Annotated in this window: 17 protein-coding genes; 11 read left to right on the forward strand and 6 right to left on the reverse strand. The window is 61.4% G+C overall.

Annotated features, from left to right (window positions below):
- Window positions 1-407: 407 nt before the first annotated feature.
- Window positions 408-1,883, reverse strand: coding sequence for an inorganic phosphate transporter (locus tag AC1UK9_RS06825; protein ID WP_025110748.1), 1,476 nt, complete (start codon window positions 1,881-1,883; stop codon window positions 408-410).
- A gap of 374 nt (window positions 1,884-2,257) precedes the next feature.
- Window positions 2,258-2,458 carry a hypothetical protein gene (locus AC1UK9_RS06830; protein WP_003222398.1) on the reverse strand — a complete coding sequence of 67 codons (201 nt, stop codon included), beginning with the start codon at window positions 2,456-2,458 and terminating at the stop codon, window positions 2,258-2,260.
- A gap of 650 nt (window positions 2,459-3,108) precedes the next feature.
- On the opposite strand from AC1UK9_RS06830, the gene pcaR reads away from it, so the two are divergent.
- From pcaR to pcaC, 11 genes are all read left to right on the forward strand, one after another.
- Complete coding sequence (pcaR, locus tag AC1UK9_RS06835; RefSeq protein WP_003222399.1) at window positions 3,109-3,951, forward strand: pca regulon transcriptional regulator PcaR; 843 nt, start codon at window positions 3,109-3,111, stop codon at window positions 3,949-3,951.
- Window positions 3,952-4,246: 295 nt separating this feature from the next.
- The gene (gene pcaK / locus AC1UK9_RS06840; protein WP_482579740.1) at window positions 4,247-5,593 is read left to right on the forward strand and encodes a 4-hydroxybenzoate transporter PcaK; all 1,347 of its coding nucleotides are present in this window, start codon (window positions 4,247-4,249) and stop codon (window positions 5,591-5,593) included.
- Between the two features lie 273 nt (window positions 5,594-5,866).
- Entirely contained in the window at window positions 5,867-6,724 is an 858-nt protein-coding gene (locus tag AC1UK9_RS06845) for a CoA transferase subunit A (RefSeq protein WP_482579741.1), read from the forward strand.
- Window positions 6,724-7,503, forward strand: a complete 780-nt coding sequence (locus AC1UK9_RS06850) for a CoA-transferase subunit beta (protein ID WP_473014690.1) — start codon at window positions 6,724-6,726, stop codon at window positions 7,501-7,503. Before AC1UK9_RS06845 ends, AC1UK9_RS06850 begins: the two co-directional genes overlap by 1 nt.
- Window positions 7,500-8,705 carry a 3-oxoadipyl-CoA thiolase gene (gene pcaF / locus AC1UK9_RS06855; RefSeq protein WP_482579742.1) on the forward strand — a complete coding sequence of 402 codons (1,206 nt, stop codon included), beginning with the start codon at window positions 7,500-7,502 and terminating at the stop codon, window positions 8,703-8,705. Before AC1UK9_RS06850 ends, pcaF begins: the two co-directional genes overlap by 4 nt.
- A gap of 37 nt (window positions 8,706-8,742) precedes the next feature.
- The gene (pcaH, locus tag AC1UK9_RS06860; RefSeq protein ID WP_025110743.1) at window positions 8,743-9,447 is read left to right on the forward strand and encodes a protocatechuate 3,4-dioxygenase subunit beta; all 705 of its coding nucleotides are present in this window, start codon (window positions 8,743-8,745) and stop codon (window positions 9,445-9,447) included.
- A 1-nt stretch (window position 9,448) separates the two neighbouring features.
- Window positions 9,449-10,015, forward strand: coding sequence for a protocatechuate 3,4-dioxygenase subunit alpha (pcaG, locus tag AC1UK9_RS06865; protein WP_473014692.1), 567 nt, complete (start codon window positions 9,449-9,451; stop codon window positions 10,013-10,015).
- 197 nt (window positions 10,016-10,212) lie between these two features.
- Window positions 10,213-11,508, forward strand: a complete 1,296-nt coding sequence (locus tag AC1UK9_RS06870) for an MFS family transporter (RefSeq protein ID WP_025110741.1) — start codon at window positions 10,213-10,215, stop codon at window positions 11,506-11,508.
- A 46-nt stretch (window positions 11,509-11,554) separates the two neighbouring features.
- Window positions 11,555-12,919: a 3-carboxy-cis,cis-muconate cycloisomerase gene (locus AC1UK9_RS06875; protein WP_025110740.1), complete on the forward strand. Its 1,365-nt coding sequence runs from the start codon at window positions 11,555-11,557 to the stop codon at window positions 12,917-12,919.
- A gap of 11 nt (window positions 12,920-12,930) precedes the next feature.
- Window positions 12,931-13,737 (forward strand): 3-oxoadipate enol-lactonase, encoded by an 807-nt coding sequence (gene pcaD, locus AC1UK9_RS06880; RefSeq protein WP_473014696.1) that lies wholly within the window; start codon window positions 12,931-12,933, stop codon window positions 13,735-13,737.
- A gap of 10 nt (window positions 13,738-13,747) precedes the next feature.
- Complete coding sequence (pcaC, locus tag AC1UK9_RS06885) at window positions 13,748-14,140, forward strand: 4-carboxymuconolactone decarboxylase (protein WP_007917093.1); 393 nt, start codon at window positions 13,748-13,750, stop codon at window positions 14,138-14,140.
- Window positions 14,141-15,070: 930 nt separating this feature from the next.
- Here pcaC and AC1UK9_RS06890 read toward each other — a convergent pair.
- From AC1UK9_RS06890 to emhB, 4 genes are all read right to left on the reverse strand, one after another.
- The gene (locus AC1UK9_RS06890) at window positions 15,071-15,877 is read right to left on the reverse strand and encodes a methyltransferase domain-containing protein (protein ID WP_482579743.1); all 807 of its coding nucleotides are present in this window, start codon (window positions 15,875-15,877) and stop codon (window positions 15,071-15,073) included.
- Window positions 15,878-16,097: 220 nt separating this feature from the next.
- On the reverse strand, window positions 16,098-17,357 hold the full coding sequence (locus AC1UK9_RS06895) for an OprD family porin (RefSeq protein WP_482579744.1): 1,260 nt from the start codon (window positions 17,355-17,357) through the stop codon (window positions 16,098-16,100).
- A 350-nt stretch (window positions 17,358-17,707) separates the two neighbouring features.
- A complete protein-coding gene (gene emhC / locus AC1UK9_RS06900) occupies window positions 17,708-19,168 on the reverse strand; it encodes an efflux RND transporter outer membrane subunit EmhC (protein WP_473014698.1) in 1,461 nt (486 codons plus the stop codon).
- Entirely contained in the window at window positions 19,165-22,314 is a 3,150-nt protein-coding gene (gene emhB / locus AC1UK9_RS06905; RefSeq protein ID WP_473014700.1) for an efflux RND transporter permease subunit EmhB, read from the reverse strand. Before emhB ends, emhC begins: the two co-directional genes overlap by 4 nt.
- Between the last annotated feature and the right edge of the window lie 3 nt (window positions 22,315-22,317).

The following is a 22,317-nucleotide window of genomic DNA, read 5'->3' on the forward strand; positions in this document are numbered from 1 at the left end:
ATTTTTTGCTCTGGCTCTGGCTCTGGCTCTGGCTCTGGCTCTTGATGTTGCTCTTGATCTCCAGCCCCTTCGGCAGGCCGAGCGAAGGTGTTCATCAGGGGGTAGGCGCGCAGCGCCGTGTGGCGAAGCCGCATACATCGAGAGGAGGTGCAGCGAAGCAAACCGTAGGCGATGCCCCCTGATGGACACCGTAGCGAGGGAACACTGAGCCTCAGCGAAGTGCCGTACGCCGGGGCAAAGCCTTTTGGTTCCTTTTTGGCGTTTGAAAAAGGGACTCGCTGTAAGAGCGAAACCGCCAGCGGCAACACCCGCAGAAACGGATATGCCCCCAAATCCAAAATCCCAAACGCAAAAAAAGGCGCGATCCTCTCGAATCGCGCCTTTTCATCAAAGCCTGAAGCCGACTATCAACTACCCAGAGCCTTCGAAGCCAACCAGAACAAACCAGCCGACAGCGCCACAGTCGCCGGCAGGGTCAGTACCCACGCCAGCAGAATGGTGCGCACGGTGCCACCTTGCAGGCCGCTCTTGTTAGCAACCATGGTACCGGCCACGCCCGAGGACAGCACGTGAGTGGTCGACACTGGCAGGCTGAAGATGTTGGCCAGGCCGATCATGCTCGCGGCGGTGATCTGGGCCGACATGCCTTGGGCATAGGTCATGCCTTGCTTGCCGATCTTCTCGCCGATGGTCAGAACCACGCGTTTCCAGCCGATCATGGTGCCCAGGCCCAGAGCCAGGGCAACCGCCAGAATCACCCAGAACGGGGCGTATTCGGTGGTGGTGGTCAGGTCTTTGCGCAGTTTGTCCAGGTCAGCCTTTTCGCGGGCTTCGAGGCCCGGCAGCTTGGCGACTTTCTTCGCGGTATCGTCCAGGCACAGCAGGTAGCGACGCACTTCGATGCGGCTTTCGGCCGGCAGCGAGTGGTAGTCCGATACACCTTTGAGGGTATGCAGCAGGGCGGAAATGGTCGGTTCGGTCTGCTGCGGGTTGCAGCGGAATTTCTCCGGCAGATCGCCTTCCACGCTTTTGCCCAGGGCCAGGAACTCGCCGAGGGTGGATGCGTTGCGCTGGTAGAACTGGCTCAGGTGCAGGGTCGCATCACGCGTGCGTTCGATCTGGTAGGTGGTGCTGTTCAGGTCAAGGACGAACTGCGCCGGCACGATACCGATCAGCACCAGCATGATCAGGCCGATGCCTTTCTGACCATCGTTGGAGCCGTGCACGAAGCTCATGGCCATCGCTGACATCACCAGTACCAGGCGATTCCAGAACGGCGGGTGCTTCTTGTCGTCGATCTTGCGGCGCTGTTCCGGCGTCTTGTGCATCTTCGACAGCGGGCGCCACCATTTCAGGCCGATCAGCACCAGGGCTGCGACGAGGAAACCGGCCATTGGCGAGAACACCAGCGAGGCACCGATGTCGATCGCTTTCTGCCAGTTCACGCCGTCAGCCAGCGGAATGTCGTTGATCAGGGCATTGGCCAGGCCGACACCGAGGATCGAGCCGATCAGGGTGTGCGAACTCGACGCCGGGATACCGAAGTACCAGGTGCCCAGGTTCCAGGCGATGGCTGCGGCGAGCAACGAAAACACCATCGCCAGGCCATGGCCGGTGTTCACATTGATCAGCAGTTCCACCGGCAGCAGGTGAACAATGGCATACGCCACGCCAACGCCGCCCAGCAATACGCCGAGGAAATTGAACACACCGGAGAAGAACACCGCCAGGTGAGGCGGCATGGCTTTGGTGTAGATAACAGTGGCTACCGCGTTAGCGGTGTCATGAAATCCATTGATGAACTCGAAGGCGAGGACAAACGTCAGGGCGAGCAAGAGGCTCACAAGCACCCAAGCATCCAGTCCGCTGAATAAATCGATCATGAAGGTTTTCTGACCCGGTCATAAGGGGGCGCGATTATGCCAGAAAAGACTGGAAATCGATCCCCTACCTGCTCATCGGTAGCCCACTTCGATGAATTAAATTGTTGCAAGGTGCAATGGCCGAGTGAATTGCAGGGTTTTGCAAGCTCTTGATTAGCCTAAAAAAATAGCGCTCAGCCAAGGTTTTGACCGAGGCCGGAGGCGGCTCGAACGCTTGTGTGAAATATCTCTGAAACGTGTAAGACACGCTCCATTCCCGTGCAGGACGGGGGAAGTGGCCGCTGCCCGCGGGTAGCGGGCGCGCAAGGCATCGTCGTTTCACCGCGCTTGTAACCGGTGCCGACGCAAACCCTCGAAAACTCAGGATCGTCCGGTCATGGCTCTTCGGTTTTGAGTTCTTCTTCCATCTTTTTCAGTTCTTGCTGGAAAACCTGATCCTGAACAGTGGGGCGTTTACGCCATGCCTTGCGTTCCGGTTCTGGTTGAGCGGCGTAGGTGGTGACTTCCCCGCCGTAAACTTCCTTGTAACGTTGTTCCTGGCGCTCAAGTTCCGCGCGCAGTTCGTCTTTCGTCACAGTGCTACCTGTTTGAGTTGAGATAAATGTCTGGTGAAACGCACTGCAACGAATCGATTGAGCGGATCCACCGACAGGTCATGCCCGGACGGGCATTGGTGTTATCGGCGGGGCGATCAAGACTTCCATGTTGCAGGCGGCTACGGCACCAGATTAAAACTGACGCAGCATCAGTTTCCTGTTTCAGCGAGTGCTGGCGTTGCATGAGTCATGCGCGTCAGCGCTGGCCGGGGCTGTCGGCGATTGGCATCGCGTCGGCAGGTGGCGGTCTCGGCGAATAACACGGGGCGCCACTGAGATGCATTATAGCGGTCGATTCGGGAATGACTATCTTTGCCAAGTTAAAAACGGTTCTGGATGTGTGATTGTTTTGTGACTGACGTTTTTTATCAGTAGTTAGAGTCGAGCCAAACCGTTATGGCCCCGTGTTGTGTTTCTGGCGTCATTAAGTCGAACAACTAACGGACCGCTTCAGCGGCTCGAAAAAGTTTAGAGAATATTGCCTCAAGGCCGAGTAAGGCCGGGAGGCAGGCGATTGCGATAATCGGTCGGTGGTTCGATAATCGCCCAATCTTGGCGTCCCGGCCCTTGTGTATCTGCTGGCGAGCCGCTTGTATAGCCATTGATCCGTGTCGGAAAAAGGACAAGAAATGAACGATCAAATGCGCAACTCCTTCACTTCCGTAGCGCCGCCGATCGTCGCTTCGCCGGCCAAGCGTATTCAAGCGCTGACCGGCGATCCGGATTTCATGACCTCCCTGGCCCGTGGTCTGGCGGTGGTGCAGGCGTTTCAGGAGCGCAAGCGGCACCTGACTATCGCGCAGATCAGCCACCGCACGGAAATTCCCCGCGCGGCTGTGCGCCGTTGCCTGCACACCTTGATCAAACTGGGTTACGCCACCACCGATGGCCGCACGTACTCGCTGCTGCCCAAAGTGCTGACTCTCGGCCACGCGTATCTGTCCTCGACGCCGTTGGCGGTTTCCGCGCAGCCGTATCTCGACCGTATGAGCGAGCAACTGCACGAAGCCTGCAACATGGCGACGCTGGAAGGTGACGACATTCTTTATATCGCCCGCTCGGCGACCACCCAGCGGCTGATTTCGGTCGACCTGTCGGTGGGCGGGCGTCTGCCGGCCTATTGCACGTCGATGGGGCGCATCCTGCTGGCGGCGCTGGACGACACCTCGCTGGGTGAATACCTCGACCACGCCGAACTGGTGGCCAAGACCAGCCGCACCCTGCACACCCCGGAAAGTCTGCTCGAATGCCTGCAGGAAGTGCGGCAGCAAGGCTGGTGCATCGTCGATCAGGAACTCGAGCAGGGCCTGCGTTCGATTGCCGTGCCGGTCTACGACGCGTCGGGTCAGGTGGTCGCGGCGCTCAACGTCAGTACCCACGCCGGTCGCGTCAGTCGCACCGAGCTGGAACAACGCTTTCTGCCGGGCCTGCTCAGTGCCAGCCGCGACCTCAGCGCGCAGTTGTTCGCCTGATGAAGCTGTTCGATAAACGCACAGTGTTGCGTTTATCGAATTGACGCTAAAACCCTTTGGATCATTAATGTCGCGGCAGCGTCATCCGGCGCAGATGTGAATGAGCCTGCCGGATTGTCGACTCCCATAATAATGACAAGAGGCAACTCTCCATGTGCATGCTCCCCGACTGTCGCCACTTCCGCCCGTGTTGCCGGGTTCACCGCAACAGCTGATTCCAGCCTTCTATTCTTGAGTCCGTGCCAGTCTGTGGCCGGCCGTCGTTCGACTGCGTTTTTTGCGTGGAATAAAAATAATGAACCAGCCTCAGTCCGCTGTAGGTCGCTGCCTCGACGTGCAGACCTTCATCAACGCCCAACCGATCTCGCGCTATCAGTGGCGGGTGGTGATCCTGTGTTTCCTCATTGTGTTTCTCGATGGCCTCGACACCGCCGCGATGGGTTTCATCGCTCCGGCGTTATCGCAGGACTGGGGCATCGACCGCGCCAGTCTTGGCCCGGTGATGAGCGCCGCGTTGATCGGCATGGTCTTCGGCGCTCTGGGCTCCGGCCCTCTGGCTGACCGCTTCGGGCGCAAAGTCGTGCTGGTCGGCGCCGTCCTGTTGTTCGGCGCTTTCAGCCTGGCCTCGGCGTACAGCACCAACGTGGAGCAACTGCTGGTGCTGCGTTTCCTCACCGGCCTGGGCCTCGGCGCCGGCATGCCCAACGCCACTACGCTGCTTTCGGAATACACCCCGGAGCGCAAGAAGTCGTTGCTGGTGACCAGCATGTTCTGTGGCTTCAACCTCGGCATGGCCGGTGGCGGCTTCATTTCGGCGAAGCTGATCCCGGCGTTCGGCTGGCACAGCCTGCTGCTGATCGGCGGAATCCTGCCGCTGATTCTCGCGGTGGTGCTGCTGTTCTGGTTGCCGGAATCGGCGCGTTATCTGGTGGTGCGCAATCGCGGCACCGACAAAGTGCGCAAGACCTTGTCGCCGATCGATCCGGTCACTGTCGCCCAAGCGTCGAGTTTCAGCGTACCGGAACAGAAAACCGTCAAGGCACGCAACGTATTCGCGGTGATTTTCTCCGGCACCTACAGCGCCGGCACCTTGCTGCTGTGGCTGACCTACTTCATGGGCCTGGTCATCGTTTATCTGCTGACCAGTTGGCTGCCGACCCTGATGCGTGACAGCGGCGCGAGCATGGAGCAGGCGGCGTTCATTGGCGCGCTGTTCCAGTTCGGTGGGGTGTTGAGTGCAGTGGCTGTGGGATGGGCGATGGACCGCTTCAATCCGCACAAGGTCATCGGCACTTTCTACCTGCTGGCCGGGGTGTTTGCCTACGCGGTGGGGCAGAGCCTGGGCAACATCACGTTGCTGGCGACCTTGGTGCTGGTGGCGGGGATGTGCGTCAACGGCGCGCAATCGGCGATGCCTTCGCTGGCGGCGCGGTTTTATCCGACCCAGGGCCGGGCGACGGGTGTTTCATGGATGCTGGGGATTGGCCGCTTTGGCGCGATTCTCGGGGCGTGGATGGGCGCGACGTTGCTGGGCCTGGGCTGGAATTTCGAGCAGGTGTTGACGGCGCTGGTGATTCCGGCGGCGTTGGCGACGACGGCGGTGGTGATCAAAGGCATGGTGAGTCATGCGGATGCGACTTGAGGTCAGGTCTGTAGATCTTCATTGAACTGGCAGGCCTCATCGCGAGCAGGCTCACTCCTACAGGGGGAACGCATTCCAAATGTAGGAGTGAGCCTGCTCGCGATGCTTTTGCTGTTGATTGTTAGGGTGATAACAATCTGTTCGATAAACGAACACTCAGTCGATTATCGGATTGTTTGGCGATTTTTCGCGGCTTAATCTGCAGTGACTCCGGCGCTGAACCTCGCGCCTTTTTATCACTGGCGATTCACTACAAAAACGGGAGCCTGCTCCATGGCTGAGATCCTTTCGCTGCACGACGCAGTGAAGCAATTCGTCAACGACGGTGACACCGTCGCGCTCGAAGGCTTCACTCACCTGATCCCTACGGCGGCAGGTCATGAAATCATTCGTCAGGGCAAGAAAGATCTGACCCTGGTGCGGATGACGCCTGACCTGATCTACGACCAACTGATCGGTGCCGGTTGTGCACGCAAGCTGATCTTTTCCTGGGGCGGCAATCCGGGCGTGGGTTCGCTGCACCGTCTGCGCGATGCGGTCGAGAAGCAATGGCCGCATGCGCTGGAAATCGAAGAGCACAGCCACGCCGACCTGGCCAATGCCTACGTCGCCGGCGCTTCCGGCCTGCCGTTCGCAGTATTGCGGGCCTATGCCGGTTCCGACCTGCCGAAGGTCAATCCGCTGATCAAGTCCGTGACTTGCCCGTTCACCGGTGAAGTGCTGGCGGCAGTGCCGTCGGTGCGTCCGGACGTGACCGTGATCCACGCGCAGAAAGCCGACCGCCAGGGCAACGTGCTGCTGTGGGGCATTCTCGGGGTGCAGAAAGAAGCGGCGCTGGCGGCCAAGCGCTGCATCGTCACCGTCGAGGAAATCGTCGATAACCTCAACGCGCCGATGAACGCCTGCGTGCTGCCGACCTGGGCCTTGAGCGCGGTCTGCCATGTACCCGGCGGCGCGCATCCGTCCTACGCCCACGGTTACACCGAACGCGACAATCGTTTCTATCAGGCGTGGGACCCGATCGCCCGCGACCGTGAGACGTTTACCGCGTGGCTCAACGAATACATCCATGGCTGCGCTGACTTCAGCGAGTTCCAGGCCAAGTTGGCCGCTGCTTCGGAGGCCAAGTAATGACGTACTCCACCAATGAAATGATGACCGTCGCGGCGGCCCGTCGCCTGAAGAACGGCTCGGTGTGCTTCGTCGGCATCGGCCTGCCGTCGAAAGCCGCCAACCTCGCGCGCCTGACCTCGTCGCCCGACGTGGTGCTGATCTACGAATCGGGGCCGATTGGCGCCAAGCCCAGCGTACTGCCGCTGTCCATCGGTGATGGCGAACTGGCGGAAACCGCCGACACCGTCGTACCAACCGGTGAGATTTTTCGCTATTGGCTGCAGGGCGGACGCATCGACGTCGGTTTTCTCGGCGCCGCGCAGGTCGACCGTTTCGGCAACATCAATACCACCGTAGTCGGTGATTACTTTTCCCCGAAAGTGCGTTTGCCGGGTGCCGGCGGTGCGCCGGAGATCGCCGGTTCTGCCAAAAGCGTGCTGATCATCCTCAAGCAGTCGGCGCGCTCGTTTGTCGACAAGCTCGACTTCATCACGTCGGTCGGTCACGGCGAGGGCGGCGATTCGCGCAAGCGTCTGGGGCTGCCGGGCGCCGGCCCGGTGGGGATCATCACTGACCTGTGCATCATGGAGCCGGAAGCGGGCAGCCATGAATTCGTGGTCACCGCGCTGCACCCCGGCGTGACCCGCGAGCAAGTGATTGCCGCCACCGGTTGGGCCATTCGTTTTGCCGACAATGTAGCCACCACCGCCGAGCCGACCGAGGTCGAACTGACCGCGCTGCGTGACCTCGAAGCACGCACCGCCGCCGCCCACGGCCAGGCACCGGGAGAAGCATGATGCGTGACGTGTATATCTGCGATGCGATTCGTACCCCCATCGGCCGTTTCGGCGGCGGACTGTCTGCCGTGCGCGCCGACGATCTGGCCGCGGTGCCGATCAAGGCACTGATGGAGCGCAATCCCTCGGTGGACTGGAACGCGATCGACGAAGTGTTCCTCGGCTGCGCCAACCAGGCTGGCGAAGACAACCGCAACGTGGCGCGCATGGCGCTGCTGCTGGCCGGCCTGCCGGACAGCGTGCCGGGCGTGACCCTCAACCGTCTCTGCGCTTCGGGCATGGACGCGATCGGCACCGCGTTCCGCGCGATTGCCAGTGGCGAGATGGAGCTGGCGATTGCCGGTGGCGTCGAGTCGATGTCCCGCGCGCCGTTCGTGATGGGCAAGGCTGACGCGGCGTTTTCGCGCAACATGAAACTCGAAGACACCACCATCGGGTGGCGCCTCATCAATCCGTTGATGAAGGCCCAGTACGGCGTCGATGCGATGCCGCAGACCGCCGACAACGTGGCCGATGACTATAAAGTGTCGCGCGCCGATCAGGATGCGTTTGCCCTGCGCAGCCAGCAACGCACTGCCGCTGCACAAGCTGCGGGCTACTTCGCCGAGGAAATCGTCGAAGTGCGGATTGCCCACAAGAAGGGCGAAACCGTGGTCAGCCAAGACGAACATCCACGCGCTGACACCACGATTGAAGCGCTGACCAAATTGAAACCGGTCAACGGCCCGGACAAAACCGTCACCGCCGGTAATGCCTCCGGCGTCAACGACGGTGCTGCCGCGCTGATTCTCGCTTCGGCCGAAGCGGTGAAAAAACATGGCCTGACGGCCCGCGCCAGAGTGCTCGGTATGGCCAGCGCCGGTGTCGCGCCACGCGTCATGGGCATCGGCCCGGTGCCGGCGGTGCGCAAACTGATCGAGCGTCTCGGCGTGGCGGTCAGCGATTTCGATGTGATCGAACTCAATGAAGCGTTTGCCAGCCAGGGGTTGGCGGTGCTGCGTGAGCTGGGGCTGGCGGACGACGCGGCGCAGGTCAACCCGAACGGCGGCGCGATTGCCTTGGGGCACCCGTTGGGCATGAGCGGTGCGCGGCTGGTACTGACCGCGTTGCATCAGCTTGAAAAGATTCAAGGCAAGAAAGGTCTGGCGACGATGTGCGTCGGTGTCGGCCAAGGTCTGGCCCTGGCGATCGAACGCGTCTGACGCAGCGCGTCGACTGATAAGAACTGAGGAAAGCGAAATGACTGACAAGCCTGGCTACCGTCGTCCGCAGGAAGGCACCCAGCCTGAGTACCTGCACCCGACGTATCAATCCACCAACCTGCGCTCGCCGTCCAAGCCGTTGGTGTTTCTGCCGCATTCGTTATCGGAGATCACCGGCCCGACCATTGGTGCCGAACGCGTCGCCGAGAAGGACAACGATCTGACTGCCCAGCACGACGGCGAACCGTTGGGCGAGCGCATTATCATTCACGGCCGCGTGCTCGACGAAAACGGGCTGCCGGTGCCGGGGATTCTGGTGGAGATCTGGCAGGCCAACGCCGCCGGTCGCTACAACCACCAGCGTGATCTGCACGACGCACCGCTGGACCCGAACTTTACCGGCACCGGCCGCACCGTGACCGACGCCGATGGCTGGTACCAGTTCCAGACCATCAAGCCAGGCGCTTACCCGTGGGGCAATCACCACAACGCGTGGCGTCCGGCGCACATTCACTTTTCGCTGTTCGGGCCGAGCATCCTCACCCGTCTGGTGACGCAGATGTATTTCCCCGGCGACCCGCTGCTGGCCTACGACCCGATCTACAACTGCGTGCCGGACACCTCGGCCAAGGAACGTTTGATCGCCGCTTTCGATCTGGAAAAAACCATTCCGTCCTACGCCCTCGGCTATCGCTGGGACATCGTCTTGCGCGGCCGCGATGCCACGCCGATGGAGAAATAAGATGACGCTGACTGCCACCACGTCCCACACCGTCGGGCCGTACTACCACATCGGCCTGACCTGGCTTAACCGCGAAAACCTCGCGGTCGAACAAACCCTCGGCGAGCGCGTGGCGATCACCGGCCAAGTCGTTGACGGCAACGGCGATGTGGTCAACGACGCGATGCTCGAAGTCTGGCAGGCCAACGCCGCCGGCAAGTACGCGCATCCGGAAGATGCGCAGGACAAACCGCTGGACCCGCATTTCGAAGGTTTCGGCCGGGTGCCGGTGGACGCCGAAGGGCGTTTCCGTTTCACCACGATCAAACCGGGCACGGTCGAAGGCCTGAAGGGCTCGACCCAGGCCCCGCACCTGGTGGTCCTGGTGTTTGCCCGTGGTTTGGTCAAGCACTTGCTGACGCGCATCTACTTTGAAGGCGACCCGGCCAACGTGAATGATCCGCTGCTCGAATGTGTACCGGCCGAGCGTCGTGCGACCTTGCTGGCGAAGCCGGATGCGGCGGGGGTTTATCAGTGGAATGTGATTTTGCAGGGCGCTGACGCCGAGACGGTGTTCTTCGACTACTGAAGATCACCACACATCCCCTGTGGGAGCGAGCTTGCTCGCGAAGGCGTCATGTCAGGCAACATCGATGGTGACTGACACACTGCTTTCGCGAGCAAGCCCGCTCCCACAGGGGAATGGCTGTGTTGATGATTCATCGTGGAACGGGACTGTTGCGAAGTGTGTCTAGACTCTCACCTGTCCCCTCAGAGTAAAAAACAATGACAACTACCACCGCTCATTACACCGGCGAAGAGCGCAGCAAGCGCATCTTCGCGATTGTCGGTGCCTCGTCCGGCAACCTGGTCGAATGGTTCGACTTCTATGTCTACGCCTTTTGCGCAATCTATTTCGCCCCGGCGTTTTTCCCCTCCGATAACCCCACGGTGCAACTGGTCAACACGGCCGGGGTGTTCGCTGCCGGGTTCCTGATGCGCCCGATTGGTGGCTGGATTTTCGGTCGGCTGGCGGACAAGAAGGGCCGCAAGACCTCGATGATGATTTCGGTGCTGATGATGTGCTTCGGCTCGCTGCTCATCGCCTGCCTGCCGACCTATTCCAGCATTGGCGTCTGGGCGCCGCTGCTGTTGCTGTTCGCGCGTCTGCTGCAAGGTCTGTCGGTGGGGGGCGAATACGGCACCACCGCGACTTACATGAGTGAAGTCGCGCTCAAGGGGCAGCGCGGGTTCTTCGCCTCGTTCCAGTACGTGACCCTGATCGGCGGCCAACTGCTGGCGGTGCTGCTGGTGGTGATCCTGCAGCAGTTCCTCAGCGAAGACGAACTGCGTGCCTACGGCTGGCGGATTCCGTTTGTGGTCGGTGCGGTGGCGGCGGTGATCTCGCTGTTCCTGCGTCGTTCGCTCAAAGAAACCACCAGCAAGGAAATGCGCGAGAACAAGGACGCCGGCAGCATCCGTGCGCTGTTCCGTGATCATAAAGCCGCGTTCATCACCGTGCTTGGTTACACCGCCGGTGGCTCGCTGATTTTCTACACCTTCACCACGTACATGCAGAAGTACCTGGTGAACACCGCCGGCATGCATGCCAAGACCGCCAGCTACATCATGACCGGCGCACTGTTCCTGTATATGTGCATGCAGCCGCTGTTCGGCATGCTCGCCGACAAGATCGGTCGACGTAATTCGATGCTCTGGTTCGGTGCGCTCGGCACGCTGTTCACCGTGCCGATCCTGTTGAGCCTGAAGAGCATCAGCAGCCCGGTTCTGGCCTTCGTGCTGATCACCGTGGCGCTGGCGATCGTCAGTTTCTACACCTCGATCAGCGGCCTGGTGAAAGCCGAAATGTTCCCGCCGGAAGTCCGCGCGCTCGGCGTGGGTCTGGCCTACGCGGTGGCCAACGCGATCTTCGGCGGTTCGGCCGAATACGTGGCCCTGAGCCTTAAAGCCGGGGGCATGGAAAACGCCTTCTACTGGTACGTTACGGTGATGATGGCAGTGGCGTTCCTGTTCAGCCTGCGCCTGCCGAAACAGGCGGCGTACTTGCACCACGATCTCTAAACCGATGCGCGCGGGCCGTGAAGGCCCGCGCCGGCAAGGACTGTTTATGACTCAGCGACCGGGCAATCAATTGTTCGATGCCTACTTTACTGCCCGCGATATGCGCGAAGTGTTCTGCGATCAGGGCCGGGTGCAGGCGATGCTCGATTTCGAAGCGGCGCTGGCTCGGGCGGAGGCGCGAGTCGGGGTGATTCCTTCCTCTGCGGTTGCCCCGATTGCCGCTGCATGCAACGCCGGTCTGTATGACTTCGCCGCGCTCGGTGACGCCATCGCCACGGCGGGCAATTCGGCGATTCCCTTGGTCAAGGCCTTGGGCAAGCAGATCGCTGCGACCGACGTCGAGGCCGAGCGTTATGTGCATCTGGGCGCCACCAGTCAGGACGTGATGGATTCCGGGCTGGTGCTGCAAATGCGTCAGGCGCTGGAACTGATCGACGCGGATCTGGCGCAACTGGCCAACGCGCTCGCTGCGCAGGCGCAGCGGCATGCGGCGACGCCACTGGCCGGGCGCACCTGGCTGCAACACGCGACACCGGTGACTCTGGGCATGAAAATCGCCGGTTGGCTTGGCGCGATGACCCGCAGCCGTCAGCGTCTACGCGAGCTCAAGCCTCGTCTGTTGGTGCTGCAGTTTGGCGGTGCGTCCGGCACGCTCGCGGCGCTCGGCGGTCAGGCGTTGCCCATCGCCCAGGCCTTGGCCGAAGAACTGCAACTGACACTGCCCGAGCAACCGTGGCACACCCAGCGTGATCGCATTGTCGAGTTCGGCGCGGTACTCGGTTTGATCGCCGGCAGCCTCGGCAAACTCGGTCGCGACGTCAGCCTGTTGATGCAGACCGAGGCGGCGGAAGTGTTCGAACCGTCGGCACCGGGCAAGGGCGGTTCGTCGACCATGCCGCACAAGCGCAATCCGGTCGGCGCGGCGGTATTGATCGGCGCGGCGACGCGGGTGCCGGGGCTGGTCTCGACGTTGTTCAGCGCCATGCCTCAGGAGCACGAACGCAGTCTCGGTCTGTGGCATGCCGAATGGGAAACCCTGCCGGAAATCTGTTGCCTGGTGTCCGGTGCGCTGCAACAGGCGCGCCTGCTGGCCGATGGTCTGGAGGTCGATGCCGAGCGCATGGCGCGCAACCTCGAATTGACCCAAGGGCTGGTGCTGGCCGAAGCGGTGAGCATCGTCCTTGCGCAACGGGTCGGGCGCGACACTGCGCATCATTTGCTCGAGCAGTGCTGCAAACGCGCGGTGGCCGAGCAGCGCCATCTGCGCGCGGTACTCGGCGACGAGCCGCAAGTGACTGCCGAACTGAGCAGTGCTGAACTGGATCATCTGCTTGACCCTGCGCATTACCTAGGCCAGGCCCAAGTCTGGGTCGCGCGCGCAGTGGCCGAGCACAATGCTTTGACTGTCTGAAGGAGAGGGCTGTGGCTTTCGTTCAACTCGCCGATGGCGAACTGCACTATCAGATTCAAGGGCCTCAACTTCAAGGCCCGGCCGATGCGCCGGTGCTGGTGCTGTCCAACTCGTTGGGCACCGACCTGCACATGTGGGACGCGCAGATGCCGGCGTTCACCGAGCACTTCCGCGTGCTGCGTTTCGACACCCGTGGTCACGGTCAATCGCTGGTGACGCCAGGGCCGTACAGCATCGAGCAACTGGGCCGCGACGTGCTGGGGCTGCTCGATGCGCTGCACATCGAGCGTGCGCATTTTTGCGGATTGTCGATGGGGGGCTTGATCGGCCAATGGCTGGGGATCCATGCCGGTCATCGTCTGCACAAACTGATTGTGTGCAACACCGCCGCGAAGATCGGTGACCCGTCGGTATGGAACCCGCGCATCGAAACCGTGCTGCGTGATGGTCCGGCAGCGATGGTTGCCCTGCGTGATGCGTCGATTGCGCGCTGGTTCACTCCGGACTTTTCCGCAGCCAATCCGGCTGCAGCGAAGAAGATCACCGACATGCTCGCGGCGACTTCGCCTGAAGGTTATGCGGCCAACTGTGCGGCGGTGCGTGACGCCGATTTCCGTGAGCAGTTGGCCTCGATCAACCTGCCGCTGCTGGTCATCGCCGGCACGGAAGACGCGGTGACGCCGCCGTCCGGTGGGCACTTCATTCAACAGCACGTGCGCGGCGCCGAGTACGCCGAGTTCTATGCCGCGCACCTGTCCAACGTGCAGGCCGGTGCGGATTTCAGTGATCGTGCATTGGCGTTTTTGAACGCTCAGTGAGGGAAAGTTTGTGGACGAGAAACAACGTTACGACGAAGGCATGCAGGTACGCCGTGCGGTGTTGGGTGATGCGCATGTCGATCGCAGCCTGACCACGCTGACCGAGTTCAATTCGGAATTCCAGGAGATGATCACCCGCCACGCCTGGGGCGACATCTGGACCCGCCCGGGCCTGCCACGGCATACCCGCAGCCTGATCACCATCGCCATGCTGATCGGGATGAATCGCGAAGGTGAACTGAAACTGCATTTGCGCGCGGCGGCCAACAATGGTGTGAGCCGCGGCGAGATCAAGGAAGTGATCATGCAGAGCGCGATTTATTGCGGGATTCCGGCGGCCAATGCCACGTTCCATCTGGCGGAGTCGGTGTGGGATGAGCTGGGAGTTGAATCCCGGGAGTGAGGGTGCCTGAGCCGACGCCTTCGCGAGCAAGCCCGCTCCCACAGGGAAATGCAGTCCAAATGTGGGAGCGGGTTTGCTCGCGAAAGCGGCAGACGCCGTGATGCATCGTTTCATCTGGCGGAGTCGGTGTGGGATGAGCTGGGAGTCGAATCCCGGGAGTGAGGGTGCCTGAGCCGACGCCTTCGCGAGCAAGCCCGCTCCCACAGGGAAATGCAGTCCAAATGTGGAGCGGGCTTGCTCGCGAAAGCGGCAGACGCCGTGATGCATCGTTCCATCTGGCGGAGTCGGTGTGGGATGAGCTGGGAGTTGAGTCCCGGGAGTGAGGGCGCCTGAGCCGACGCCTTCGCGAGCAGGCTCGCTCCCACAGGGAAATGCAGTCCAAATGTGGAGCGGGCTTGCTCGCGAAAGCGGCAGGCGCCGTGATGCATCGTTTCATCTGGCGGAGTCGGTGTGGGATGAGCTGGGAGTTGAGTCCCGGGAGTGAGGATGCCTGGGCCGACGCCTTCGCGAGCAGGCTCGCTCCCACAGGGAAATGCAGTCCAAATGTGGGAGCGGGCTTGCTCGCGAAAGCGGCAGACGCCGTGATGCATCGTTCCATCTGGCGGAGTCGGTGTGGGATGAGCTGGGAGTTGAATCCCGGGAGTGAGGGCGCCTGAGCCGACGCTTTCGCGAGCAGGCTCGCTCCCACAGGGAAATGCAGTCCAAATGTGGAAGCGGGCTTGCTCGCGAAAGCGGCAGACGCCGTGATGCATCGTTCCATCTGGCGGAGTCGGTGTGGGATGAGCTGGGAGTTGAGTCCCGGGAGTGAGGATGCCTGGGCCGACGCCTTCGCGAGCAGGCTCGCTCCCACAGGGAAATGCAGTCCAAATGTGGGAGCGGGCTTGCTCGCGAAAGCGGCAGACGCCGTGATGCATCAATCAGCACATGCACTCAAACTCTGGCAATCATGAAAATCCGCTTGAACGGAAACAGCGTCTGCCCGTTGTTCTCCTGCGGATAATGCGCGTGCACCCGCATCAGGAAGTGGTAGATAAACCGCGCCTGCTCCTCTGAAGTCAGCGCCTGCATCACCGGCCTCAGCGCCGAGACCTTCACCCAGTCATAGATTGGCGACTTGCCGTCGACCACCTGCAATTGCTCGGTTTCCCAGATATCCAGTGATGTCGTCCGTGGCGCGAGCAAGCGGTAGTAATCCTCCAGCGTCAACAACGGTCGCGCCGCCATGCACTGGCGCAGTTGCGCTGTGCCCATCGGGGTGTGACCCGGACCTGCGTCTTCGAGGGTGTCGAGCATCAGGCGATACCACAGCGCATCGCGCCAGTCCGGCATGTGCAGCGCCAGACAACCGCCGGGGCGCAGATGCCCGAGCAGGCGCGGTAGCATTTGTTGATGATCGCCAATGAAGTGCAGCACCGCCGCCGCGAGCAGCAGGTCGGCCGGTTGTCCGGGGTGCCAATCGAGCAGGTCGCACTCTGTCCACTGGGCGCTGATCGGCAGGCAGCGTGCTTGATCAAGCATCTGTCGCGAACTGTCGACCCCGTGCAGCTGCGCACGCGGCCAGCGCTCGGCCAGCAATTGAGTGGCAATGCCGGTGCCGCAGCCGAGGTCGTAAATGCGTTTGGGGTCGTCCAGGTCGATACGGTCGAGCAATTCGTTGACCGGGCGTTGCCTGAGACGGGAAAACTGCCGGTACGCCTTGGCGTCCCAGTCGGGCGAGTCGTTGAGAGGAGTGATCATGAGGTGGTCCTCCGATGATCAGCAGTGTCTTCCGGTGACAATCTGGTCAAAGCTTGAGGACCAACAACTATGGATAACGGAAGCGGGGAGGGTGTGGCACCTGAGTCCTTCAGGTTTTTCCTACTCTACGCGAGGCCCCGCGAAGTGCTACAGATCCTGACGGATGGTGCAATTCCATTGTGGGAGCGGGAACAAGCCCGCTCACAGGCGGGGGTGGTGTTTACAACAGGCTGATCGGGTAGCTGATGATCAGGCGGTTTTCGTCGAACTCGTTGTTGTTGAAGTCACGGCGTATGGTCGAGTTGCGCCAGCGCACGTTCAGGTCGCGCAGGGTGCCGCTCTGCACGGTGTAGCCCAGTTCCGATTCGCGCCCCCATTCCTTGCCGTCAGTGATGCTCCCGGTGTGCACGTTGTCGCCGCTGATGTAGCGGTTCATCAGGGTCAGGCCGGGGATGCCAAGGGCGGCGAAGTTGTAGTCGTGGCGCACCTGCCATGATCGTTCCTGTGCGTTGTCGTAGCTGGCGTTGTAGCTGTCATTGGCCAGGGTGCCGCCGCTGGTGCCGTTGACGCGCATCCAGGCGCTGTCGCCGGTGAGTTTCTGCAGGCCGACATAGAAGGTGTTGCCGCCGTACCGGGCCGAAAACATCCCCGACCAGGTCTTGTTGTCCAGCTCACCGGCGCGGGCGCTGCCGTCGTCCTTGCCGTAGAAGAAGCCAAGGTTGGCACCCAGGGTCCAGTCGCCGAGTGGCTGGCTGTGGATCAAATTGACGTACTGCTGGCTGTAGATGTCCTTGAGTTCGGCGTTCCACAGGCCGATCTGCGTGCGTTTTTCGTTGAAAACGTACTCACCGCCCTGGAAGTTGAAGCGATCGGAGGTGAACGCCGGTTTTCCAAACATCGACATGTCGCTCATGCTGCTGTCGTCGCGCGGACTGTTGGCGCGCAACTGTCCGCCGTACAGGGTCAGCCCGTTGATTTCTTTGGAGGTGATCTGGCCGCCACGGAAGGTCTGCGGCAGCGAACGCCCGTCATCCGAACGCAGGATCGGCAGCACCGGCATCCATTCGCCGACCTTGATTTCGGTCTGCGACAGCTTGGCCTTGAACGCCACGTTGGTGCGACCGAAGTTGTCCGCCGGACGGCCGTCGTGGTCCAGCGGCAGCAACTGCGTGCCGCCGGTGCCTTTACCGCCATCGAGCTTGACCGAGTACAGGCCGAGCACATCCATGCCGAAACCGACGGTGCCCTGGGTGAAGCCGGATTTGGCGTCGAGAATGAAGTTCTGCGTCCATTCTTCAGCCTTGCCCTGAGCCTTGGTCGGGTTGGTGAAGTTGCGGTTGATGTAGAAGTTGCGCAGGTTCAGGTTGGCGCTGGCGCCTTCGACAAAACCTGCTTCTTCGGCGACGGCGGGCAGCGCGGCGCCGGTCAGGGCCAGGGCGATCAGGCCGGGAAATGCATAAGGCGCAGGGGAGGTGGTCATGGGCTCGGGGCTCTCTTGTTTTTGTAAGGCAAACGGGTTCGCTGCCACCGCGTTCGGGGCGCAGACAGGTATTGATATTCAGAGGTAAAGCGGTGGCGATCAGCCGGGCGGGGCAGGGCGAGGGGGCATGGTGTCGAACCTGTTGTTATTGGTTTTGTGGGTCGAATGGTGCGGGGCGCGGACGGATGGATTCAATTGGCTAAAGCGGGTTTTGGGCGATTATCGAACGCAAGATTGAGCCGGGTTTTGTAGTGATTGCCAAGGCCTCTTCGCGAGCCCAGACACCATCACTTTCTGGCAGGCAACAAAAAGCCCGCCAAAATGGCGGGCTCTCTGTGTTCACCGGATGATCAGAACAGCTTCATCTTCGGTGCTTCTTCTTTCAGCGGTTCGTTCTGCGCGGTTTGCGCATTCCAGCCACCGCCCAACGCCTTGTACAGGTTGACCGCACTGGTCAGCTGCGCGAGGCGGTCGGTGATCAGCGCCTGTTGCGCGCTGAACAGCTGACGCTGGGCATCGAGGAACGTCAGGTTGCTGTCGACACCGATACGGTAACGACGCTCGGCCAGACGGTAGTAATCCTGGTTGGCCGCGACGAAATCACGCTGCGCTTGCAGCTGTTCGGTGTAGGTCTGACGTGCAGCCAGGCCGTCGGCGACTTCCTGGAAGGCGGTTTGAATCGACTTCTCGTAGTTCGCCACGCCAATGTCCTTCTGGATCTTGGCGTAGTCGAGGCTGGCGCGCAGGCTGCCGGCGTTGAAGATCGGCAGGTTGATCTGCGGCTGGAACAGCCACGTGCCCGAACCGCCCTTGAACAGGCCGGACAGGTCCGGGCTCAGGCTGCCCGCGTTGGCGGTCAGGCTGATGCTCGGGAAGAACGCTGCACGGGCGGCGCCGATGTTGGCGTTGGCGGCCTTCAGGTTGTACTCGGCCTGGAGGATGTCCGGACGACGTTGCAGCAGGTCCGAAGGCAGACCGGCCGGTACGTCGCTGAGCAGGTCATCCGACAGCGGTTTGGCCGCTTGCAGGTTGGCCGGGATACCGGTGCCGAGCAGCAGGGTCAGGCTGTTTTCGTCCTGAGCCACCTGACGGGTGTACTTGGCCAGTTGCGCCCGGGCGTTTTCCACCGAGGTGCGCGACTGCGCCAGGTCGAGTGCCGAGGCCACACCGACTTCGTTGCTGCGGCTGGTCAGCTTGTAGCTTTCCTCGAAGGCACCGAGGGTATCCTGCGTCAGCTTGAGCAGTTCCTTGTCGGCCTGCCAGGTCAGGTAGGCGTTGGCCACGCTGGCCACCAGACTGATCTGGGTGCTGCGGCGCGCTTCTTCGGTGGCGAAGTATTGTTGCAGCGCTTGTTCGCTCAGGCTGCGAACCCGACCGAACAGGTCGAGCTCATAGGCGCTGATGCCGACGGTCGCCGAATACTGGCTGGTGATCATCTCCTGGCCGGTGCTCGAAGCCCTGGCCGGCAGTCGCTGACGGCTGCCGCTGGCGTTGGCCGAAACAGCCGGGAACAGATCAGCCCGCTGGATGCGGTATTGAGCCGCGTAAGCGTCGATGTTCAGCGCTGCGACCCGCAGGTCGCGGTTGTTTTCAAGCGAGACCTGAATCAGCTGTTGCAGGGCCGGGTCATGGAAAAACTGCTTCCAGCCCTGCTCGGCAGCGGCCTGCGCCGGTGCCTGGGCCGGCGAGTACGCCGGCCCTTGCGGGTACTGACCTGCGACCGGAGCCTCAGGCTGCTGATAATCGGGTATCAGCGAGCAACCGCTCAGCACGAAGGCGGCGACTGCGATGGAGAGTAGCGACTTGCTCATTGGCCAGCCTCTTTAGGAGTTTCAGTTGTTTCATCCGGATCGGCGATTTTACGCTGGCCCATGGACGAAACCGTAACGAAGAACAGTGGGACCCAGAAGATCGCCAGGATCGTGGCCGTGAGCATACCGCCAATCACGCCGGTACCGATTGCGTGCTGGCTGCCTGAACCGGCGCCGGTGGAGATTGCCAACGGTACTACACCGAGGACGAACGCCAGCGAGGTCATGATGATCGGTCGCAGACGCATGCGGCACGCTTCGATCGCGGCATCGCGCAGACTGCGCCCTTGCTCGTGCAGCTCCTTGGCAAATTCGACGATCAGAATGGCGTTTTTAGCCGCCAGACCGATGGTCGTCAACAGACCCACCTGGAAGTACACGTCGTTGGACAGACCGCGCAGGCTGGTGGCCATCAGCGCACCGATGATCCCCAGCGGTACCACGAGCATAACGGCGATCGGAATCGACCAGCTCTCGTACAGCGCCGCCAGACACAGGAACACCATCAGCAGCGACAGGGCGTACAGCGCTGGCGCTTGCGAGCCGGACAGACGTTCCTCGTAGGACAGACCCGTCCAGGAGATACCGACACCGGCCGGAAGCTTCTTGGCAATCGCTTCGACTTCGGCCATCGCTTCACCGGTGGAATAACCCGGCGCCGGAGAACCGAGGATCTCCATCGCTTCTACACCGTTGTAACGCGCCAGTTTCGGCGATCCGTAAATCCACTCACCCTTGGCGAATGCGGAGAACGGCACCATGGTCCCGGCGCTGTTGCGCACATACCACTTCTTCAAGTCTTCAGGGCTCATGCGAGCACCGGCCTGACCTTGCACGTACACCTTCTTCACCCGACCACGGTCGATGAAGTCGTTGACGTAGCTACTACCGAAGGAAATCGACAGGGTGCTGTTGATGTCGGAAATGCTCACGCCGAGGGCGCGGGCTTTCGCATCGTCGATTTCCAGATGGTATTGCGGCTCGTCGTTCAGACCGTTCGGACGCACTTGGTAGAGCACCTTGCTCTGCGCGGCCATGCCGAGGAACTGATTACGCGCTTCCATCAGTTTTTCGTGACCGATACCGGCGCGGTCTTGCAGGAACACGTCGAAACCGGTGGCGTTACCCAGCTCCAGTACTGCCGGCGGGGCGAAGGCAAACACCATCGCATCGCGGAAGCTGAAGAAGTGTTGCTGCGCACGCTGAGCCAGGGCAAACACGCTGTTGCTCGAATCACGCTCGTGCCACGGCTTGAGCATGATGAACGCCAGACCCGAGCTCTGACCACGACCGGCGAAGTTGAAGCCGTTCACGGTGAACACCGAAGCCACCGCGCCGGACTCTTTCTCCAGCAGGTAGGAGCGCATTTCGTCGATCACCACCTGTGTCCGCTCGGCACTGGAGCCGGCCGGAGTCTGCACCTGGGCGAACAGTACGCCCTGGTCTTCTTCGGGCAGGAACGCGGTCGGAATGCGGGTGAACAGCCAGATCATGCCAACCACGATCAACAGGTAGGCCAGCAGGTACGGCGCCTTGCGTGACAGCATGTTGCCGACACCGCGCTCGTAGCTTCTGACGCCGCTGTCGAAGGTGCGGTTGAACCAGCCGAAGAAACCTTTTTTCGGCGTGCCGTGCTCGCCTTTCGGAATCGCCTTGAGCATGGTGGCGCACAGCGCCGGGGTGAAAATCAGCGCAACCATGACCGACAGGGCCATGGCCGAGACGATGGTGATCGAGAACTGCTTGTAGATCACACCGGTGGAACCGCTGAAGAACGCCATCGGCAACAGTACCGCCGACAGTACCAAGGCAATACCGACCAGGGCGCCCTGAATCTGGCCCATGGACTTCTTGGTCGCCTCTTTCGGTGACAAGCCTTCCTCGCTCATCACCCGCTCGACGTTTTCCACCACGACGATGGCGTCGTCCACCAGCAAGCCGATGGCCAGCACCATACCGAACATGGTCAGGGTGTTGATGCTGAAACCAAAGGCCGCGAGGATCCCGAACGTACCGAGCAATACCACCGGCACGGTCATCGTGGTGATGACGGTGGCGCGGAAATTCTGCAGGAACAGGAACATCACCAGGAACACCAGCACGATTGCTTCGACCAGGGTTTCAACCACACCTTTGATCGACTCGGTCACCACCGGGGTGGTGTCGTACGGGAATACCACTTCCATGCCTTGCGGGAAGAACGGGCTGAGCTCGTCGATGGTTTTACGCAGGGCCTTGGCGGTGTCCAGGGCGTTGGCGCCGTTGGCCAGCTTGACCGCCAGACCGGACGACGGCTTGCCGTTGAACTGCGCCGAGATGGTCGAGTTTTCGCCACCCAGACCGACGTCGGCGACGTCGCCGATGTGCACTTGCGAGCCGTCCTGGTTGACCTTCAGCAGAATCGCCTTGAACTGCTCGGCAGTCTGCAGACGGGTCTTGCCGATGATCGTGGCGTTCAGTTGCTGGCCAGGCAGCGCCGGCAAACCGCCGAGCTGACCGGAGGACACCTGGACGTTCTGCGCCGAAATGGCAGTGCTGACGTCAGCCGGGGTCAGGTTGTACTTGTTCAACTTGGCCGGGTCGAGCCAGATGCGCATCGCGTACTGGGCACCGAAGACCTGGAAGTCACCGACACCGGCGGTCCGCGAAATCGGGTCCTGCATGTTCGACACGATGTAGTTGGACAGGTCGTCCTTGGTCATGCTGCCGTCACGCGACACCACGCCGATCACCAGCAGGAAGTTCTTCACTGCCTTGGTCACGCGGATACCCTGTTGCTGCACTTCCTGCGGCAGCAACGGGGTGGCCAGGTTCAGCTTGTTCTGAACCTGGACCTGCGCGGTGTCGGAGTTGGTGCCTTGCTCGAAGGTCGCAGTGATGGTCATGCTGCCGTCGGAGTTACTTTCCGAGGACACATAACGCAGGTTGTCGATACCGTTGAGCTGCTGCTCGATCACCTGAACCACGGTGTCCTGAACCGTTTGTGCCGAAGCACCCGGGTAGGTCACGGAGATCGCGATGGCCGGAGGCGCAATGCTCGGGTACTGGTTGATCGGCAATTTCAGGATCGATAGAGCCCCGACCAACATGATCACCAGGGCAATTACCCAGGCGAAAATCGGACGGTCGATAAAAAATTTCGACATGAG

It is taken from the genome of Pseudomonas sp. AK-TSAG1-1 (genome assembly GCF_056821665.1).

What these genes read in the sequence shown, in the direction of transcription:
- AC1UK9_RS06825 (WP_025110748.1), bottom strand. Translation starts at nt 1,883, where the DNA reads ATGATCGATTTATTCAGCGGACTGGATGCTTGGGTGCTTGTGAGCCTC.
- pcaR (WP_003222399.1), top strand. Translation starts at nt 3,109, where the DNA reads ATGAACGATCAAATGCGCAACTCCTTCACTTCCGTAGCGCCGCCGATC.
- pcaK (WP_482579740.1), top strand. Translation starts at nt 4,247, where the DNA reads ATGAACCAGCCTCAGTCCGCTGTAGGTCGCTGCCTCGACGTGCAGACC.
- AC1UK9_RS06845 (WP_482579741.1), top strand. Translation starts at nt 5,867, where the DNA reads ATGGCTGAGATCCTTTCGCTGCACGACGCAGTGAAGCAATTCGTCAAC.
- AC1UK9_RS06850 (WP_473014690.1), top strand. Translation starts at nt 6,724, where the DNA reads ATGACGTACTCCACCAATGAAATGATGACCGTCGCGGCGGCCCGTCGC.
- pcaF (WP_482579742.1), top strand. Translation starts at nt 7,500, where the DNA reads ATGATGCGTGACGTGTATATCTGCGATGCGATTCGTACCCCCATCGGC.
- pcaH (WP_025110743.1), top strand. Translation starts at nt 8,743, where the DNA reads ATGACTGACAAGCCTGGCTACCGTCGTCCGCAGGAAGGCACCCAGCCT.
- pcaG (WP_473014692.1), top strand. Translation starts at nt 9,449, where the DNA reads ATGACGCTGACTGCCACCACGTCCCACACCGTCGGGCCGTACTACCAC.
- AC1UK9_RS06870 (WP_025110741.1), top strand. Translation starts at nt 10,213, where the DNA reads ATGACAACTACCACCGCTCATTACACCGGCGAAGAGCGCAGCAAGCGC.
- AC1UK9_RS06875 (WP_025110740.1), top strand. Translation starts at nt 11,555, where the DNA reads ATGACTCAGCGACCGGGCAATCAATTGTTCGATGCCTACTTTACTGCC.
- AC1UK9_RS06890 (WP_482579743.1), bottom strand. Translation starts at nt 15,877, where the DNA reads ATGATCACTCCTCTCAACGACTCGCCCGACTGGGACGCCAAGGCGTAC.
- AC1UK9_RS06895 (WP_482579744.1), bottom strand. Translation starts at nt 17,357, where the DNA reads ATGACCACCTCCCCTGCGCCTTATGCATTTCCCGGCCTGATCGCCCTG.
- emhC (WP_473014698.1), bottom strand. Translation starts at nt 19,168, where the DNA reads ATGAGCAAGTCGCTACTCTCCATCGCAGTCGCCGCCTTCGTGCTGAGC.
- emhB (WP_473014700.1), bottom strand. Translation starts at nt 22,314, where the DNA reads ATGTCGAAATTTTTTATCGACCGTCCGATTTTCGCCTGGGTAATTGCC.